The organism is Streptomyces stoeckheimensis (assembly GCF_045822005.1).
Taxonomy (GTDB): domain Bacteria; phylum Actinomycetota; class Actinomycetes; order Streptomycetales; family Streptomycetaceae; genus Streptomyces; species Streptomyces stoeckheimensis.
The window spans coordinates 693876-710955 of sequence record NZ_CP169550.1 but is presented as its reverse complement, the minus strand read 5'-3'; the positions used below and the strand labels follow the sequence as shown (position 1 = coordinate 710955).

Sequence of the window (17080 nt, the reverse complement as noted above, 5' to 3'; positions counted from 1 at the left end):
GATCACACCTCCCGCGGCCCGGCGGCGCCCCGGGCGCCTCCGGGCGCCGCAGGGCCGCGTGCGCCCATCCGACCCACCCGTCACATAAGTCCAGGACGGGGTGCGGCTTTGTCCATGGGCCTGCCGGGCCGCGGTCCGCAGGCTGTCAGGTCAGTGAGCGGACCGCCGGCCTCCACGGTGTGCGGTCTTCCGCCCAGGAAGCGCCGACTCCCGGAGGTCCGATGCGAACCCCCCTCTGGCCGGCCGCAGCCGCGGTGGCCGGTCTCGTGGCCACCTTGGTCGTGGCCGTGCCCGCCGCCCCCGCCGTGGCGGCCGGCCCCGTGACGATCACCTCGCCCGAGCTGTCCGTCAGCGTGGACAGCGCCTTCCCCCGCGTCATCAGCTACACCCGCACCGCCACCGGGGACGTGCTGAACGGCAACGAGGACACCATCGGCGCGATCGTCGTCAACGGAACCACCTACACCCCCACCGTCACCTCCACCCCCTCCGCCTCCGGCGTGGACTACGCGCTGGCGTTCTCCGGAGTGACCATCAGGTCCCGGCTCTCGGTGGCCGGTTCGGTGGTGGAGTTCAAGGTCACGGCGGTCGAGGACACGGCCGCCCTGCGCGTACGCAGCTTCGCCATCCCCGACCACAACCTCGTCAGCGTCCGCAGCAGCCAGGCGGGCGCCGCGCTCTCCACCGCGAAGATGCACACCGCCACCACCGGCACCGGGGACACCTTCACCCCGATCACCGCGAACACCCCGGTGGACGCCTCCGCGACGACCGTGATGTACGGACTGGCCAACACCGGCAAGCTGGCCGCGGCCATCGACTCCAACTCGTACTACGACGCCCCCTCGGGCGGCACCGCCAACGAGAACGGCCGGATCAGCAAGCAGGTCACCGACAAGGGCACCTACCGCCGGGCCGGCCTGTGGAGCGGATCCTGGCTCTACCGGGCCTCGGGCGCGGCCGACACCGACACCGAGCCGCTGCCCTACGTCCGGGTCGCGATCACGGCCGACCGCAACGCCGACTCCACCGTGGACTGGCAGGACGCGGCGGTCGCCTACCGCGACATCTGGACGGCTCCCACCGGCTGGCAGCAGACCGCCGACCGGGTCGTGCAGCGCATCCCCTTCAACTTCGCCTCCGCGGCCACCCACCCCTTCGCCGAGACCCTCGACGAGACCAAGCGGGTCAACCTCGCCACCGACGGCCTCGGCCAGTTCGTCCTGCTCAAGGGGTACGCCTCCGAGGGCCACGACTCGGCCCACATGGACTACAAGAACATCGGCTCCAAGCTCGGCGGCGCCACCGACCTGAACACCCTCACCACCGTCGGCCACACCTACAACGCCGACTTCGGCGTCCACATCAACGCCACCGAGGAGTACCCGGTCTCGGCCACCTTCGACCCGGCGCACCAGACCGGCGGTCTCGGCTGGGACTGGCTCGACCAGTCGTACTACGTGGACACCCGCAAGGACGGACAGTCCGGCGGGCGCCTGAAGCGGCTCCAGGACCTCAAGGCGGCCGCCCCCGGCCTGGACTTCCTCTACGTGGACGTCTGGTACGGCGACGGCTACCTCTCGCGCAAGCTCGAGCGCGAGATCGGCGGCCTCGGCTACCAGCTCGCCACCGAGTTCCCCGCCTCCATGACGGGACAGTCCCTCTGGCACCACTGGGCCACCGACGTCAACTACGGCGGCACCGACCTCAAGGGCATCAACTCGAACATCGCCCGGTTCATCGCCAACCACACCAAGGACGACTGGATCGCCGCCAACCCGCTGCTCGGCGGCGCGGAGATCACCGCCTACGAGGGCTGGCAGGGCAAGCGGGACTTCACCTCCTTCCTCAACACCACCTTCGCGACCAACCTGCCGACCAAGTACCTCCAGGAATCCCCGATCGTGAAGTGGACCGCCAACACGGTCACCCTCGCCAACGGCACCACCGTCACCACCTCCGGGAACACCCGAAAGATCACCACGGCCGGCCGGACCGTCCTCGACGGCTCCGCCTACCTGCTCCCGCGCGACGGCAAGCTCTACCACTGGAACGACAAGGCGGCCTCCACCACCTGGACCCTGCCGGCCGGCTGGTCCTCGCCCAAGCTGTACAAACTGACGGACACCGGCCGCCAGTTGGTCGGAGACCTGGCCGTCACCGGCGGGCAGGTCACCCTCAACGCCGCTGCCAGGACCGCCTACGTCGTCACCAACGGCGCCGCCCCCGCCCAGGCCGCCCCGAACTGGGGCGAGGGCGCCCCCGTCAAGGACCCCTCCTTCTTCTCCGGCAACCTAAACGCCTGGACCGTCACCGGCTCCGGCGCCGCCGTCACCCGCAACGCCCAGGGGCAGAACGAGCTCACGATGGCCGCGAGCACCGCGCCCGCCGTCTCCCAGCAGCTCACCGGACTCACCCCCGGCACCTACGCCGCCTCCGTCTGGGTCTCCACCCCGGCCGGACGCGCCGCCACCCTCACCGTGACCCCCGCCGGAGGCACGGCCGCCTCCGTCTACGCCGACTCCTCGACGCTGACCAACAACCTCGGCGGCAGCGAGAAGAACGGCACCAAGATGCAGCGCATGAAGGTGCTCTTCGACGTCCCCGCGGGGCAGTCGGCGGCCACCCTCAAACTGTCCGCGGCCTCCGGCTCCGGCACCGTCTACCTGGACGACGTACGGGTCGTCCGCTCCGCCCGCACCCCGCTGAACGGCCACTGGTTCACCGAGGACTTCGAGAACGTCGACGCGGGCTGGGGCCCCTTCGCCTTCGGCGGCGCCGGCGGCTCCGCCACCGACCCGCGCACCCACATCGCCCAGCGCAACGCCCCGTACACCCAGGCGGGCTGGAACGGAAAGCTGGTCGACGACGTGATCAGCGGGCAGAACTCGCTGAAATCGCACGAGGAACGCCAGGGCCTGGTCTACCGCACCCTCCCGCAGACCCTGAGGCTGACGCCCGGCCGCTCGTACAAGGTCACCTTCAGCTACGAGAACGGCTTCAGCGGCGACTACCAGTTCATCACCGGCTCCGGCAGCACCGAGACGGCCACCGCGCTGAACCAGGCCAGGACGGCCACCACCTTCACCAAGACCTTCACCGCGGGGACCGACGCCTGGATCGGAGTACGGAAGGTCACCGGCGAAGGCTCCCACAACGAGGCCGACTTCATCCTCGACGACCTCGCCGTAGACGACCTGGGCTCCGGGAGCGGCGGCGAACTCCTCGTCCCGCAGGCACAGATGAGCGTCAAGGCGGTCGACAGCCAGGAGACCGCAGGCGAGAACGGCGCCGCGGCCAACGTGCTCGACGGAGACAGCGCCACCATCTGGCACACCCAGTGGTACCAGGCCACCGCGCCGATGCCGCACGAGATCACCCTCGACCTCGGCGCCTCGTACAACGTCTCCGCCCTGCACTACCTGCCCCGGCAGACGCAGAGCAACGGACGCATCGCCGACTACCAGGTCCTCACCTCCACCGACGGCGTCACCTGGGGAACGGCGGCTGCCTCCGGCACCTTCGCCAACACCACCGCCCAGCAGGACGTCGCCTTCACGGCGCGCACCGCCCGCTACGTCAAGCTCAAGGCCACGAGGGAGGTTTCGGGCAATCCGTGGACGGCCGTCGCGGAACTCAACATCGGCTACCTGCCGTGACGGGCCCTTCCCGCGGCGACGGCTCAGGGGGAGAGAGCAGCCATCGCGCCGACTGCTGTTGCACCGACTGCTGTTGGCGGAACCGGACGGGCGCCACGCCCACCCGGCGGCTGAACAGCCTGCTGAAGTAGGCGGCATCCTCGTAACCGACCCGCCGGGCGACCCCGGCGACCGGCAGGTCGGTCCGGGCCAGCAGCTCCTTCGCCCGGCTGAGGCGGATGCCGAGGAGGTACTCCTTGACCCCCTCCCCGGTACTGCCCCGCACCGCCCCGCGCAGTTCGGGGAGGCTCATCCCGAGCCGGGCGGCGTGCTCGGCCACCGAGATCGGCAGCAGCGCGTCCCGGGCCAGGGTGTCCATCACGGTGTCCCCGTGCCGCGACACCCCGGCCCGGGCGTAGCGCAGCGCGACGAGCAGCCCGTGCACGGCCGCGGCTGCCTCCACCTCCAGCAGGGGGCCGCCGAGGCGGGCCGCCCGGACGATCCCGTCGACCACGTGCCGCACCCCGGCCGTGCCGCTGAGCGGGACCAGCGGCCGGTCGGGGGTGATGTAGCCGAGGTCGGTGTACGCCTCCACGCTGTGGCCGGCGAAATCCACGAAGCACTCGTCCCACCCGGTCTGCGGATCGGGGCCGTAGTGGTGCTCCACCCCGGGCACGAGCCACAGCAGCGCCGGGGCCGTCACCGGCTGCGGGGCCCGCCCGCCGTGGCTGAACCAGCCCCGGCCGGCGCACACCACCACCGCGACGTGGTGGTCGAGCACGCGCGGGCCGACCACCGGCAGCTCTCCCTGCTGCACCCCCACACCGAGGCACACCAGACCGAGCCGGCGGTGGTTGGCGGTCGGTGAGAAGTACCGCATCCAACTGCTGTACGGAGGCGTTGCCATCTGCGGATTGTGATCCACAAGGCGGGGCGTCCTCAAGGGGCCGCGGACTCCTGGGCGTTACGAGGCATTCGCGCGACAGGCGCGACAGGCGCGACCGGTGCCGGCCGCACGCCTGCGGGCGCCGGGCCGGGTGCCCGCTCGGGCCGGAGCCCCGCCGCCAGGCCGGCGACCACCACGGCCAGGCCCAGCCACACCGCCGGCCCCGGAATCCCGCCGCCCGTGACGGCTCCCGCGCCCGCCGCCGCGAGCGGGGCCACCCCGGTCAGCAGCCCGGCCCGGCCGGAGCCCACCGCGGCCACCGTGCGGTACCAGAGGAGGAAGGCCACCGCCGTCACCATCACCGCGAGGTACCCCGCGGCGGCCCACTGGCGCGGGCTCATGGACACGAGCTCCGCGGGCCCCTCGACGCACACCGTGAGCACCGCCAGTATCACCGCGCCCATCCACACCGCGTGCAGCGACACCCCCCACGCCCCGTGGCGCCGCAGCACCGGCACCGCGAGCAGGGTGAACCCGGCCTCGCAGCCCAGCGCGAGCGCGGCCCATCCGACCCCGGCCGCGTCCGTCCGGCCCGTTCCCTCCACCAGCACCGCCCCGGCGACGACCACCGGCGCGGCCAGCAGCACCCGGCGGCTGGGCCTGCGGCCCTCCATCAGCGGGCCGACCACCCCGAAGAGGACGGGTACGCAGGCCACGGCGACGGCGATCACGGCCGGCTCGGCGTGCGCGACGCCCCGTACGACGGCCACGTTGAACAGCACCAGCCCGGTCGCGGCGACCCCGGCCAGCCACAGCCACTCCCGGCCGCGCGGCGCCCTGATCGGCACCCGGGCGAGGCGGGCCAGGCCGAAGAGGATCAGCGCGGCCATCGTGTAGCGGACGGCCTGCACCCCGAAGAGCGGGGCGTCCACGAGCGAGCGGGAGACAGTGACGCTGCTGCCGACGAGTGCCATGCCGACGATGCCGGGGGTGAGGTCGCGCAACTGCCGAGGCGAAGGCGGGGAAGGCTGTGCAGGTGGTGAAGGGTGCGAAGCGCGTGAAGGGGCTGAGGTGTTCATACCGTCGAGCCTGGCGCCACAATGGACCCGTGGACAGGTCCAAAGAGAGTGCCATCGAGGGGTCCGTAACAGCAGGCTTTGAAACGGCGGGGTCCGAAGCAGGGGGGTCGGACTTCCTCCAGCTGGACATCGGCCGGGCCCCGGCCGGCGGGCGCACCGACTGGCTCGCCGACCGGCTCCGTGCGGCCATCGCCGACGGCACGCTCGCCGTCGGCAGCCGCCTCCCGGCCAGCCGCGTCCTCGCCGCCGAGCTGCGGGTCTCCCGGGGGCTGGTCACCGAGGCGTACCAGCGGCTGGCGGAGACCGGCCAGGTGGCCGGCCGCGGCCGTGCGGGGACGGTCGTGGTGGCCGCGCCGCCGACCGGAGGGCAGCCCCCGTCCGGGCCCGCGCGCTCCGCGCTCCCGGATCCGGCCGACCCGTTCGGCACGAGGGAATGGGGCGCCCTCGTCGACGCACTGCGCGCGGCCCCGGGCCGGATCGACCTCTCGCCCGGGGCGCCGGACCTGGCCGCGTTCCCGCGCACGGCCTGGCTCCAGGCGGAACGCCGGGTCCTCGCCGAGCTGACCCCCGCCGACTTCGGCTACGGGAACCCGCAGGGCACCCCCGCGCTGCGCGAGGCGATCGTCGGCTGGCTCGCCCAGAATCGCGGGATCCGCGCCGACCCCGACGAGGTGGTCGTGGTGGCGGGCGTTGCGCAGGCGCTCGGACTGCTGGCACAGGTGCTGCGCGCGGAAGGCGTACGGAACGTGGCGGTCGAGGACCCCGGCTCGCTCGGGACGCGCCGGCAACTGGAACACGGGGGCATGCGCCTCCTGCCCGTACCCGTGGACGCGGGCGGCATCGACACCGCCGCCCTGGCGGCCGGCCCGGCGCAGGCGGTGGTGCTGACACCGGCGCACCAGTTCCCGACCGGGGTCGTCCTCGACGGAGAACGCCGCCGCGAGCTGCTCCGCTGGGCGGCGGCCGGGGGAGTCGTCATCGAGGACGACTACGACGCCGAACACCGCTACGACCGCGCCCCCGTCCCCGCCCTGCGGGCCCTGCTCCCGGAGGCCGTCTGCTACACCGGAAGCGTCTCCAAACTCCTCGCCCCCGCCCTGCGACTGGGCTGGCTGCTGGTCCCGCCGCGCAGGCTCGACGCCGTGATCGAGGCCAAGCGCTACGCCGACCTCGGCAATCCCGTCCTCGCCCAGCTGGTGCTGGCCCGGCTGATGGCCTCGGGGGAGCTGGAGCGCCACCTGCGCTTCGTACGCAGGCGCCACCGGGCCCGCCGGGACGCGATGCTCCGCGCGATCGCCGCCGAACTGCCCGGCGCACGGGTGCACGGGGCGGCGGCCGGGCTGCACTTGATGGTCACCTTCGAGGGGGCGGACGCCGAGGGCATCGACGACACCGCCCTCGCCGCCGCGGCCCTGGACCTCGGGGTCAAGGCCCACCCCCTGTCCTGGCACCGGATCACCCCGGGCCCCGCGGGCCTGGTCCTCGGCTATGCCGCGGGCTCGGTGGGGGAGATCGAGGAGGGCGTGGCCATCCTCGGCACGGCCCTGCGAGCGCTGCGGGGGTAGCCGGGCCACACCGGCCCGCCCCACACGGCTGCGAAAAGTTTTTCGGGAACGGCGGCAACCTCCCGGGAACTCGCGCGTCGTGCGGGGGTGAAGGGCGTGATCCCGCGCCCCCGCAGCCGACCGTGGAGAACCACCGTGAAGAACCTGAAGCGCGCCCCGCTGTCCGTCCGCAGGGCGGCCGGCCTCGCCGTAGCCGCCGCCGGCGTGGCCCTCGCGCTCGCCGGGCCGGCCTCCGCCGCACAGGGGGCGTCCGCCTCGCCGACCGCACCCGCCCCCGCCCCGGCGACCACCGCGCCGAGCACCGCACCGAGCGTGGTCCCCTCTGCTCCGAAGCCGCAGCCCTCGGTGAGCCTGCCCCCGGGCACCAAGCCGAGCGCGAGCCCGAGCGCCGTGCCGAGCAAGTCGCCGACCGTCGCCCCGGGCGGGACGCCGAGTGCCGTTCCGAGCGCTGCCCCGGCGTCGCCCGGTGAGCCCGAGCTCGCGCATACTGGCTCCTCCGCCACCACGGCCGCACTCGGCGCCGGGGCCGCCGTGCTGATCACCGCCGGGGCCGCGACCCTGTACACCGTGCGGCGCCGCGCCAACGGCTGAGGACCCCCGTGCTCCACCTCGCATTCCCCGCGGGCCCCGTCGCGTCCGGTTTCGACCGGCCGCGGCGGGGCTTGTGGGCGTTCCTGCTGCGCCGTGAGCGCTCCTCCGCCGCGCAGGCCCCGCCCGCGCCTCCGGAGCCGTACCGGCACGCGTACACGTACGGCCACCCCTCCGAGGCGGGCGGCCCGCCGCCCACCGTGACCGAGCTCTACCACGCCCACCGGCTGCGGATGGTCCGGCTGGCGGTGCTGCTGGTGGACGATCTCGGTACCGCCGAAGACGTGGTGCAGGACGCCTTCACGGCGTTGTACCGGCGGCACGGCGAGCGGATCACGGAGGTGGACAACGCGCTGGGCTACCTGCGCACGGCTGTCGTCAACACGGCCCGCTCCGTGCTGCGCCGCCGCCGGACCGCCCGCGCGTGGATCCCGCAGGCACCCGCCGACGTACCCTCCGCCGAGGCGTCCGTGGTCCTCGACGAGGCACACCGCGAGGTCCTCGCCGCGCTGGGGCGGCTGACGCCGAGGCGGCGGCAGGTCCTGGTGCTGCGCTACTGGGCCGACCTCAGCGAGGCGGAGATCGCCGAGACGCTCGGGATCAGCCGGGGGGCGGTCAAATCGAACGCGAGCCGTGGGCTGGACGCGCTGGAACGGATTCTGGAGGGTCGGATATGACGCGTGGACAGGAGCCGCCCACGGGGCCGGGCCGGGAGCCGTCGGACGCGTACGGCCCGTCCGGGGCACACGTGCCCGCAGGGGCGCCGGCCGAGCGGCCGGTGGAGTACCGGCTGCGCCAGGCCCTCGACGCCCGCGCGGCCGGGATCACCGTGCGCGACCTGCGGCCTGCGCAGCCGCCGGTGCCGGGCGGGCTGCGCCTACCGTGGGCCTGGCCGCGTGGTTTCACGCTGCCCCTGGCGGGGCTGGCGGCCGCCGCCGCGGTGGTGGGGTACGCCGTACTGGCGCCGGACGCCCCGGTCCGCCCGGGCCCGGTGCCCGTGCCGCCCGCCGCGCCGCCGTCGGCCTCGCCGACCGACTCGGCTCCGGGGCCGGTTCAGGACGGCCCGTCCCCGTCCGTCGTCCCGTCCGCGTCGCCGTCGCCGCTTTCGCCTTCGGCCGCGCCCTCGCACTCGTACGTGCCCACCGTGGGCCCGTCGCGGTCTCCGCAGTCCGGTACGGGTGCGCCACAGCCGAGTTCCGCCCCCTCGGCTCCGTCGGGCTCGGCGACCGCCGCGGCGAAGCCCTCGGCCTCGCCCTCGTCCCCGCCGCCCACGGCTTCGCCGGGCCGCCGCTGAGGGGGACGGGGGCGGCACGTGGCCCGAACCATGCCCCGGTGGTGATCAGTTGGCCTCATCCTTGGATCCTGCCGAAGCATGCGAACGGGGAGCGCGGGATGTGGTCAGTGGTGTCGTCGGGCGGGGTCCCGGCGGGGGAGCGGTTCGACTGGTACGCCGACATCATCTCGCGCGAGGTGATGCCGGCCGCCCTCAGCAGCGAACGGCCCGCCGACTTCCAGGGCGAGGCAGCCGTGGTGGACCTCGGGCACCTGCGCGCGTCCAAGTTCACCCTGTCGCCCCTGCGTTCGCGGCGCACGCCCGCACTGATCCGGCGCGGTGATCCGGAGCAGTACCAGTTGGCCCTCCTGCGCACGGGCGTCACCTCGATGTCCCAGCACCGCAGCGCGTGCACGGTCGGGGCCGGGGACCTCATGCTCTGGGACACCTCGCTCCCCTCCGACAACACGATGCACGCGGACGGCGGCCAGGTGCGGGCGACGATCCTGATGCTCCCCCGGGACGTCCTGCCGCTGCGTCCCGAACGGCTGGAACGGCTGCTGGCCCGCCGCATACCGGGCGACCGCGGGATCGCGGCGATCCTGGCCTCCTTCATGGCAGCCCTGGAGGACCACGCCGCCGAATGCGAGCCCGAGGAACTGGCCCGGCTGGGCACGGTCGCCGTCGACCTCGCCACGGCCTGCCTGGCCCAGCACCTGGACGCCGAGGACCGGATCCCCGCCGAAGCCCGGGCGGAGGTCCTCCTGCGACGGATCCACGCCTTCATCGAGCACAACCTCGGCGACCCGGAGCTGGGACCGCCCACGATCGCGGCCCGCCACAACATCTCGGTGCGCGGTCTCCACCAGCTCTTCCGGGGACAGGGGGAAACGGTCCAGGCCCGGATCCGCCGACGCCGCCTGGAACAGTGCCGCACCGACCTGGGCCGTCCCGAACTCGCCGCCCACCGGGTGCAGTCCATCGCCGCCCGCTGGGGTTTCGGCGGGCCCGTGGCCTTCAGCCGGGCGTTCCGCGAGGCGTACGGGCTCACGCCCACGGAGTACCGTGCGCTGAGCGCCGGGGGTCCGCACCGGGACACCCCCTAGGCCGTCTCTTTCGGATCTTGCCGGGCCCGCGACGCCTGGCACCGCGCCTGGCCGCACTGCCAGGGCAACCGAGTACGTCCAGTACGCGCATGCCCCGACAGCGCGGCCAGGCACGGCACCAGACGCCGCGGGCTCGGCCGACAAGATCCGAAAGAGACGCCCTAGGCTCGTTCCATGAACGACATCGCACACGACATACGGATCAGGCCGGGCGGCCCGGCGGACGTACCGGCCGTTCTGGACATGCTCGACGCGGCCGTGGCCTGGATGAACGCCCGCGGGAACACCGAGCAGTGGGGCACGATCCCCTACTCGCAGATCCCCGGCGGGGTGGAGCGGGTCCAGGGGTACGCGACCGAGAACTCCCCGTACGTCGCGGAGTTGGGCGGGGTGCCCGTCGGAGCCCTGGTGCTGGACTCCGGGCCGAGCCCGAAGATGCCGATGATCGCACCCGCCGGAGAACCCGAGCGGTACGTCCGGCTGCTGGTCTCCGACCGGCGGTACGCCGGCCTGGGCATCGGCGCCGCCCTGCTGGCCCGGGCCGTGGAGGAGACCAGGCGGGCCGGCGTGGAGCTGCTGCGGGTCGACTGCTGGGCGGGCGGCACGGGCGAACTGGTCGCGTACTACGAGCGCAACGGCTTCACCCGCACCGACCCGTTCCTCTCCGGCACCTGGCCGGGCCAGGTACTGGCACAGCGGGTCTAGAGTCGGCCAAGTACGAGGAGGCGAGGCGGACTTCGGTGCTGCCGCTCTCGGCGCCTTGGGCCGACGAGCCGACAAGGGCGGTACGGGCCGTGCGTTAAGATCACGCATGGCGCAATGGAAGTCAGCGCCTGTGCAGCACCGCGCGGAGGACCGGGGCCTTGCCCCGCCTTCGCCGCCGGTTCGGCCGCGCGTGCGAGCACTGCTCCGCCGGTCGCGCCCGCTCTGAGGATCTCCAGAGCGCATCCTTCCGCCAGCGCGCCACCGGCCGGCATCGATCCGCACTGCCCGTACGAGCCTCGCCGATCCGTCGTCGACCGGTGCAGGCTCCTTGCTGGAGACCATGTGAAAATCCTCCCCGAGATTTCTCGTACGCTGAGCGAATACCTCCTCATCCCGGGCCTGACCACAGAAGACTGCACGCCGGACAACGTGGATCTCGGGGCGCCGCTGGTGCGTCACCGCGTCGGCGAGGAGCCGGCCATTCGGATCGCCACGCCCATGGTGAGCGCCATCATGCAGGCGGTGTCGTCACCGACGCTGGCGGTGGCACTGGCGCAGGCCGGCGGATTGTCGTTCATCCACCAGAACCAGCTGATCGAGGACCAGGCCGCCGACGTGCTGGCGGTCAAGCGGCACAAGGAAGACGTCCGGACCGGCGAGACGCGTCACCGCGCGACGGTGGACGGCGCGATGCGTCTGCGGGTGGGTGCCGGCATCAACTCCCGTGACTTCAAGGACCGCATTCCCGCCCTGACGGAGGCCGGCGCGGACGTGCTGTGTCTGGACTCCTCCGACGGCTATTCCGTGCACCAGGCGAGGACCCTCGAATTCGCGCGGGAGGCGTACGGGGACGATGTTCTCGTCGGCGCGGGGAACGTCGTCGACGGCAGGGCCTTCCGCTACCTGGCCGATGCGGGCGCGGCGTTCGTGAAGGTCGGGATCGGCGGCGGGGCCATCTGCACCACGCGGGCGCAGAAGGGCATCGGCCGCGGGCAGGCCTCCGCGCTGCTCGATGTGGTCCAGGCGCGCGACGCCTACGCCCAGGAGACCGGTGCGTACGTGCCGTTGTGCTGCGACGGCGGCCTGCTCGACGACTCGCACATGGCGATGGCGCTGGCGATGGGGGCGGACTTCATCATGCTCGGCCGCTACTTCGCCCGGCTCGACGAGAGCCCGTCGCGGAAGCTGCAGATCGGCGACCAGTGGTTCAAGGAGTACTGGGGCGAGGGCTCGCGGCGCGCGCAGAACGCGGCTCGTTACGGCCAGCGCGGCCGGATGGTCTTCGAAGAGGGCGTCGACGGCTACGTGCCCTACGCCGGCAGCCTGTCCGACAACGTGGGGCGGACCCGGGCGAAGCTCACCTCGACGATGATCAGCTGCGGGTCGACCAACCTGCGGGACTTCCACCGCGATGCACTGCTGGTACCGGTCTCCGCGGAGTCGTTCAAGCAGACGGGTGCCGAGGTGCAGCTGCGCCACCCCGCCATCGACTCCGGGCAGTGATCCGACCGGCCCCGGGCGCCGCGGCCCGGGGCCGTCTGCCGTCGGAGGGGGGATCCGCCGACCCTAGGTGGCCGGGACCCCCGCCGGGGTGTTCTTCACCGCGGCCACCAGCAGGGCGAGCTCGGGAGTGCGCGCCGCCTCGTCCAGGGCCTCGCGCAGGGCGGTGTCGTTGGTGGGGCGGGCCTCGGCCAGGAGCGCCAGGCCGGCCGGGCTGACGTCGGTGTAGATGCCCCGGCGGTCCGTGTCGCACAGGTAGCGGCTCAGCAGCCCGCGGTCCTCCAGCCGGCTGACCAGCCGGGTCGTCGCGCTCTGGCTGAGCACCACGGCGTCCGCGACCTGGTGCATGCGCAGGTGGCCGCCGGGGCCGCTGTGCTGGCGGCTGAGGACGTCGAGCAGGGAGTACTCGCGCACGCTCAGGTCGTGTCCCGCCTGGAGGGCGCGCTCGATGTGCGTCTCGATGCGCCCGTGCAGGAGGGAGAGGGCGCACCAGCCCTGGGAGAGGGCGGTGAGTGCGCTGTCCGTGGCCGTCATGGGCGGTCCTCCTCGAAGGCGTGTGGCTGACTCCAGGATAGGGCACGTCTGCAATTGCCCGCGCTTGCAAATATCCCGCGTCTGCAATTAATGTTGGCGCAGGCAACCCGCTGTGGCAACCGCTGCGCCCGCCGCCTCCGTCTCCCCTCCCTCCCTCCCTCCCTCCCTCCCCCTGAAGCTCCCGTAGCTCCTGAAGGGCACCCCTCATGCCTCTCGCACTCCTCGCACTCGCCATCGGCGCCTTCGGGATCGGCACCACCGAATTCGTGATCATGGGCCTGCTCCCCGAGGTCGCCGGCACGTACGGCGTCTCGATCCCCACCGCCGGCTTCCTGGTCACCGGCTACGCCCTCGGCGTGGTCCTCGGCGCCCCCCTGATGACCGTGCTCGGCACCCGCATCCCGCGCAAGCGCATGCTGATGGTGCTCATGGGCCTGTTCATCGTGGGCAACGTGGTCTCCGCACTGGCCCCCGTCTTCGGCGTCATGCTCGCCGGACGGGTGGTGGCCTCCCTCGCCCACGGCGCCTTCTTCGGCATCGGCGCGGTCGTCGCCGCCGAGCTCGTCGCCCCCGAGAAGAAGGCCGGAGCCATCGCCATGATGTTCACCGGCCTCACCGTCGCGAACGTCGTCGGCGTCCCGCTCGGCACTCTCGTCGGCCAGCACCTCGGGTGGCGCGTCACCTTCCTGATCGTCGCCTCGCTCGGCCTCCTCGGACTGCTGGGCATCGCGCGGCTCGTCCCCGACCTGCCTCGCCCCGAGGGGGTGCGGATCCGCCACGAGCTGGCCGCGTTCCGCAACGTCCAGGTGCTCCTGGCCATGGGCATGACCGTCCTCGGCTTCGGCGGGGTCTTCGCTGCCATCACCTACATCACCCCGATGATGACCAACGTCGCCGGCTTCGCCGACACCTCCGTCACCTGGCTGCTCGTCCTCCTCGGCCTCGGCATGGTCGCGGGCAACCTCGTAGGAGGCCGCTTCGCCGACCGCGCGCTGATGCCGATGCTGTACACCTCGCTGGGCGCGCTCGCCGTGGTCCTGGCCGCCTTCACCCTCACCGCCCACACCCGGGCCGGAGCCGCCGCGACCCTCTTCCTCATCGGGGCCCTCGGCTTCGCCACCGTGCCGCCGCTGCAGAAGCGGGTCCTCGACCAGGCCGCCGGCGCCCCCACGCTGGCCTCCGCCGTCAACATCGGCGCCTTCAACCTCGGCAACGCCCTCGCCGCCTGGCTCGGCGGCCTCGTCATCGCCGCCGGACTCGGCTGGACCGCCCCGAACTGGGTCGGCGCGGCACTCGCCGCCTCCGCCCTCGCCCTCGCCCTGGTGTCCGGAGCGCTGGAACGGCGTACGGGGACCCGCGCGGGCGGCGAAGGCGGCAGCCGGGTCATCGCGGCCGGCGCCCCGGCGTCCGCCGCCGTCCCGGCCCACCACTGATCCACCACTCCTCGTACCGCCCCGCATCCCCCCCCCGCACGTCACAGGAGACCCGCATGTCCACCCCCACCCCCACCCCCACCCGTACCGCCGTCGCCCCGCTGACCACCGCGGACGCCGAGGCGCTCGTCGTCGCCGCCACGGCCGCCGCCGGAGCCGCCGGGGTCGCGGTCAGCGTCACCGTGCTCGACGCGGGCGGCCACCCGCTCGCCTTCCGGCGCGACGACCGGGCCGTCCTGATCTCGGGCGAGACCAGCACCCGCAAGGCCTTCACGGCGCTGCAGCTCGACGCCCCGACCGCCGATCTCGTCGACGCCGTCCAGCCGGGCGGCCCCTTCCACACGCTGCCCACCGCCCTGGACCGGCCGCTGCTGTTCATCGCGGGCGGGCTGCCGGTCCACCGCGACGGCCGCCTCGTCGGAGCCATCGGCGGCGGAGCCCCGGCCCAGGACCACGGATTCGCGGAGTCCGCGCTCGGCGTCCTGGCCTGATTTCCTGCCCCGGTCGCGCACCGCCGTCCCCCGTGCCACGTTGGTACGGGGGACAGGTGCATGATGCGGCAGACGAAGCAGTACGGGCGGAGCCACGTCATCGCGACGGCAACCGTCGCCGCGCTGGTCACCCTTGTCGCCGTCCCCGGCTGTGCGTCCGGGGCGCCCGGCCCGGGGGACGCCCGGGGCCCGGTCGCGGCGAGCACCGCGCCGACCATCCCGCCGACCGCGACGGCACCTGCCGAGACCCCGGCCGCCCCCTCCACCCCGCAAGCCCCGGCGCCCTCGCCGACGCCCGCCCTTCCGCTGTCCAAGGCCCCGCGCACCATCCCCGCCGTACGGGAACACGTGCCGGCCCGCGGCCCCGGCTGGCAGCCCGCCCCCGAGGCGCGGGTCGTCGTACCGTCGGCCGACAGCGCGGCCCTGGCGGACGAGGGCAAGCTGCTCGCCGGGGAACTGCGCATCGGATTCGCCGAATCGGCCACCCCGCGCAAGGGGGACGTGGAACTCGCCCTCGGGCCGAAGGGCTCCGGCACTCCCGAGTCGTACACCCTCACCGTGAGCAACGGGCAGGTCCGCATCACCGGACCCGACCAGGCCGGGGTGTTCTACGGCACCCGCACCCTCAAGCAGGAGGTGAGCGGCGGTGGTTCGGCCCCGGAAGGCACCGTGCGCGACGCCCCGGCCAAGCCGCAGCGCGGGCTCAACCTCGACATAGCCCGCAAGTACTTCACCCCGGACTGGATCGAGGACCGGCTGCGCGAGATGGCCGACCTGAAGCTGAACCAGCTCGGCCTGCACTTCTCCGACGACCAGGCCTTCCGGATCGAGTCCGACACCCACCCCGAGATCGTCTCCACCCCCCACCTCACCAAGGCGCAGGTGCGCGAGATCACGGCGCTCGCCGCCCGCCTGCACATCGCGGTCGTCCCCGAGATCGACTCGCCCGGCCACCTCGGAGCGGTGCTGCGCGCGTACCCCGGGCTGCAACTGCGCGACGTCCAGGGCCGGACGGTCAAGGGCGCGGTCGACATCGCGAACCCGGCGGCGGCGAAACTCGTCGACGAACTCCTGCGCGAGTACCTGCCGTTGTTCCCCGGCGCGATCTGGAACGTGGGCGCCGACGAGTACCAGGCCCTGGTCTACCGCGATCCGCAGACCTCCTTCCCGCAGCTCACCGCCGCCGCCCGGCAGCGGTACGGGCCCACCGCGCGGGTCCAGGACCTGGCGACGGGCTGGCTGAACGACCGCGCGGCCGTGGTCCGTTCGGCGGGCCGGGCACCGGCGGCCTGGAACGACGGCTTCTTCACGGGCGGGCTCGCCCAGCCGGCCCGGGACATCCAGGTCGAGTACTGGACGGGCAAGGAGATCGGGGCCCGGCCGCCGCTGGAGTACCTGCGCGAGGGCCGCAAGGTCGTCAACCTCAACGACGAGTACCTCTACTACGTGCTGGGGGAGCCGAACCAGTTCACGTACCCCGACGGCCGGCGCATCTACGAGCAGTGGACCCCGCTCGTCCTGCGCGGCACCACGGCCGTCCCCGCGCGGTACGCCGGGCAGATCCTGGGCGCGCGCTTCGCCGTCTGGTGCGACCTGGCCGGATCCCAGACCCAGGCCCAGGTCGCGGCCGGCATCCGGCTCCCCCTCGCCGCCCTGTCCCAGAAGGTCTGGGACTCCCGCACCCCGGCCCTGGACTGGCCGGCCTTCAAGGCCCTGGCCGACCGGTTGTAGCGCGGCCGCATCTCCGCGTATCGGCTGTCGAAACACGCTGGCCTGGTCCCGTCCGCTTTGCTTGGATGCGGGCATGGACGACAGCGCGCTGCCCTCGCCGGAGGGCCATGACACTTCCACCGGCCGTGAGATCTCGACCGGCTACGAGATGTCCACCGACCCCGGCCGCCTCGACCGGGAGCTGATCCACCGGTGGCTGTCCGAGGACGCCTACTGGGCGCTCGGCCGGAGCCGGGAGAAGCAGGACGCCGCCATCGAGGGGTCCCTCAACTTCGGGGTCTACGACGCCGTGTCCGGTCTCCAGGTGGCCTACGCCCGCGTCATCACCGACCGCGCCACCTTCGCCTGGCTCTGCGACGTGTACGTGGACCGGGGCGTACGGGGCAAGGGGCTCGGCACCGCCCTGGCGGGGGCGGTACGGGACCACCTCGCCCCGTACGGGCTGCGCAGGATCCTGCTGGCGACCGCGGACGCGCACGAGGTCTACGCGAAGGCCGGCTTCGAACCGCTCGCGGCACCGGAGAAGTGGATGGCCCTCGGCGTGCAGTAGG

At 73.4% G+C, this 17080-nt stretch carries 15 protein-coding genes; 12 read left to right on the top strand and 3 right to left on the bottom strand.

Features of this window, described 5'->3' with window-relative positions; translation table 11 throughout:
- Positions 1-221: 221 nt before the first annotated feature.
- Positions 222-3659 (top strand): endo-alpha-N-acetylgalactosaminidase family protein, encoded by a 3438-nt coding sequence (locus ACE1OC_RS03225; protein WP_407835696.1) that lies wholly within the window; start codon positions 222-224, stop codon positions 3657-3659.
- On the opposite strand, the gene ACE1OC_RS03220 is transcribed toward ACE1OC_RS03225, so the two are convergent.
- Positions 3637-4545 (bottom strand): helix-turn-helix domain-containing protein, encoded by a 909-nt coding sequence (locus ACE1OC_RS03220; RefSeq protein WP_407835695.1) that lies wholly within the window; start codon positions 4543-4545, stop codon positions 3637-3639. The two genes, ACE1OC_RS03225 and ACE1OC_RS03220, sit on opposite strands and share 23 nt — an antisense overlap.
- A 32-nt stretch (positions 4546-4577) precedes the next feature.
- Positions 4578-5528 carry a DMT family transporter gene (locus tag ACE1OC_RS03215; RefSeq protein ID WP_407835694.1) on the bottom strand — a complete coding sequence of 317 codons (951 nt, stop codon included), beginning with the start codon at positions 5526-5528 and terminating at the stop codon, positions 4578-4580.
- A gap of 104 nt (positions 5529-5632) precedes the next feature.
- On the opposite strand from ACE1OC_RS03215, the gene ACE1OC_RS03210 reads away from it, so the two are divergent.
- The 7 genes from ACE1OC_RS03210 (at position 5633) to ACE1OC_RS03180 (ending at position 12343) form a co-directional block, all read left to right on the top strand.
- Positions 5633-7168 carry a PLP-dependent aminotransferase family protein gene (locus ACE1OC_RS03210; protein ID WP_407835693.1) on the top strand — a complete coding sequence of 512 codons (1536 nt, stop codon included), beginning with the start codon at positions 5633-5635 and terminating at the stop codon, positions 7166-7168.
- Between the two features lie 135 nt (positions 7169-7303).
- Positions 7304-7759 carry an LPXTG cell wall anchor domain-containing protein gene (locus ACE1OC_RS03205; protein WP_407835692.1) on the top strand — a complete coding sequence of 152 codons (456 nt, stop codon included), beginning with the start codon at positions 7304-7306 and terminating at the stop codon, positions 7757-7759.
- 8 nt (positions 7760-7767) lie between these two features.
- Complete coding sequence (locus tag ACE1OC_RS03200; RefSeq protein ID WP_407835691.1) at positions 7768-8433, top strand: RNA polymerase sigma factor; 666 nt, start codon at positions 7768-7770, stop codon at positions 8431-8433.
- Positions 8430-9050: a hypothetical protein gene (locus tag ACE1OC_RS03195; RefSeq protein WP_407835690.1), complete on the top strand. Its 621-nt coding sequence runs from the start codon at positions 8430-8432 to the stop codon at positions 9048-9050. Before ACE1OC_RS03200 ends, ACE1OC_RS03195 begins: the two co-directional genes overlap by 4 nt.
- A 98-nt stretch (positions 9051-9148) precedes the next feature.
- A complete protein-coding gene (locus ACE1OC_RS03190; protein WP_407835689.1) occupies positions 9149-10135 on the top strand; it encodes a helix-turn-helix domain-containing protein in 987 nt (328 codons plus the stop codon).
- Positions 10136-10309: 174 nt separating this feature from the next.
- Positions 10310-10840, top strand: a complete 531-nt coding sequence (locus tag ACE1OC_RS03185) for a GNAT family N-acetyltransferase (RefSeq protein ID WP_407835688.1) — start codon at positions 10310-10312, stop codon at positions 10838-10840.
- A 342-nt stretch (positions 10841-11182) separates the two neighbouring features.
- A complete protein-coding gene (locus ACE1OC_RS03180; RefSeq protein WP_407835687.1) occupies positions 11183-12343 on the top strand; it encodes an IMP dehydrogenase in 1161 nt (386 codons plus the stop codon).
- A gap of 63 nt (positions 12344-12406) precedes the next feature.
- On the opposite strand, the gene ACE1OC_RS03175 is transcribed toward ACE1OC_RS03180, so the two are convergent.
- On the bottom strand, positions 12407-12874 hold the full coding sequence (locus ACE1OC_RS03175) for a MarR family winged helix-turn-helix transcriptional regulator (protein ID WP_407835686.1): 468 nt from the start codon (positions 12872-12874) through the stop codon (positions 12407-12409).
- Positions 12875-13080: 206 nt separating this feature from the next.
- Here ACE1OC_RS03175 and ACE1OC_RS03170 point away from each other — a divergent pair, with 206 nt between their 5' ends.
- The 4 genes from ACE1OC_RS03170 to ACE1OC_RS03155 all read left to right on the top strand — a co-directional run bounded on the left by ACE1OC_RS03170 (position 13081) and on the right by ACE1OC_RS03155 (position 17079).
- Positions 13081-14307 carry an MFS transporter gene (locus ACE1OC_RS03170; RefSeq protein ID WP_407835685.1) on the top strand — a complete coding sequence of 409 codons (1227 nt, stop codon included), beginning with the start codon at positions 13081-13083 and terminating at the stop codon, positions 14305-14307.
- A gap of 56 nt (positions 14308-14363) precedes the next feature.
- On the top strand, positions 14364-14798 hold the full coding sequence (locus ACE1OC_RS03165) for a GlcG/HbpS family heme-binding protein (protein WP_407835684.1): 435 nt from the start codon (positions 14364-14366) through the stop codon (positions 14796-14798).
- 60 nt (positions 14799-14858) lie between these two features.
- Complete coding sequence (locus tag ACE1OC_RS03160; protein ID WP_407835683.1) at positions 14859-16529, top strand: family 20 glycosylhydrolase; 1671 nt, start codon at positions 14859-14861, stop codon at positions 16527-16529.
- Positions 16530-16677: 148 nt separating this feature from the next.
- Positions 16678-17079, top strand: a complete 402-nt coding sequence (locus ACE1OC_RS03155) for a GNAT family N-acetyltransferase (RefSeq protein ID WP_407841470.1) — start codon at positions 16678-16680, stop codon at positions 17077-17079.
- Position 17080 lies beyond the last annotated feature (1 nt).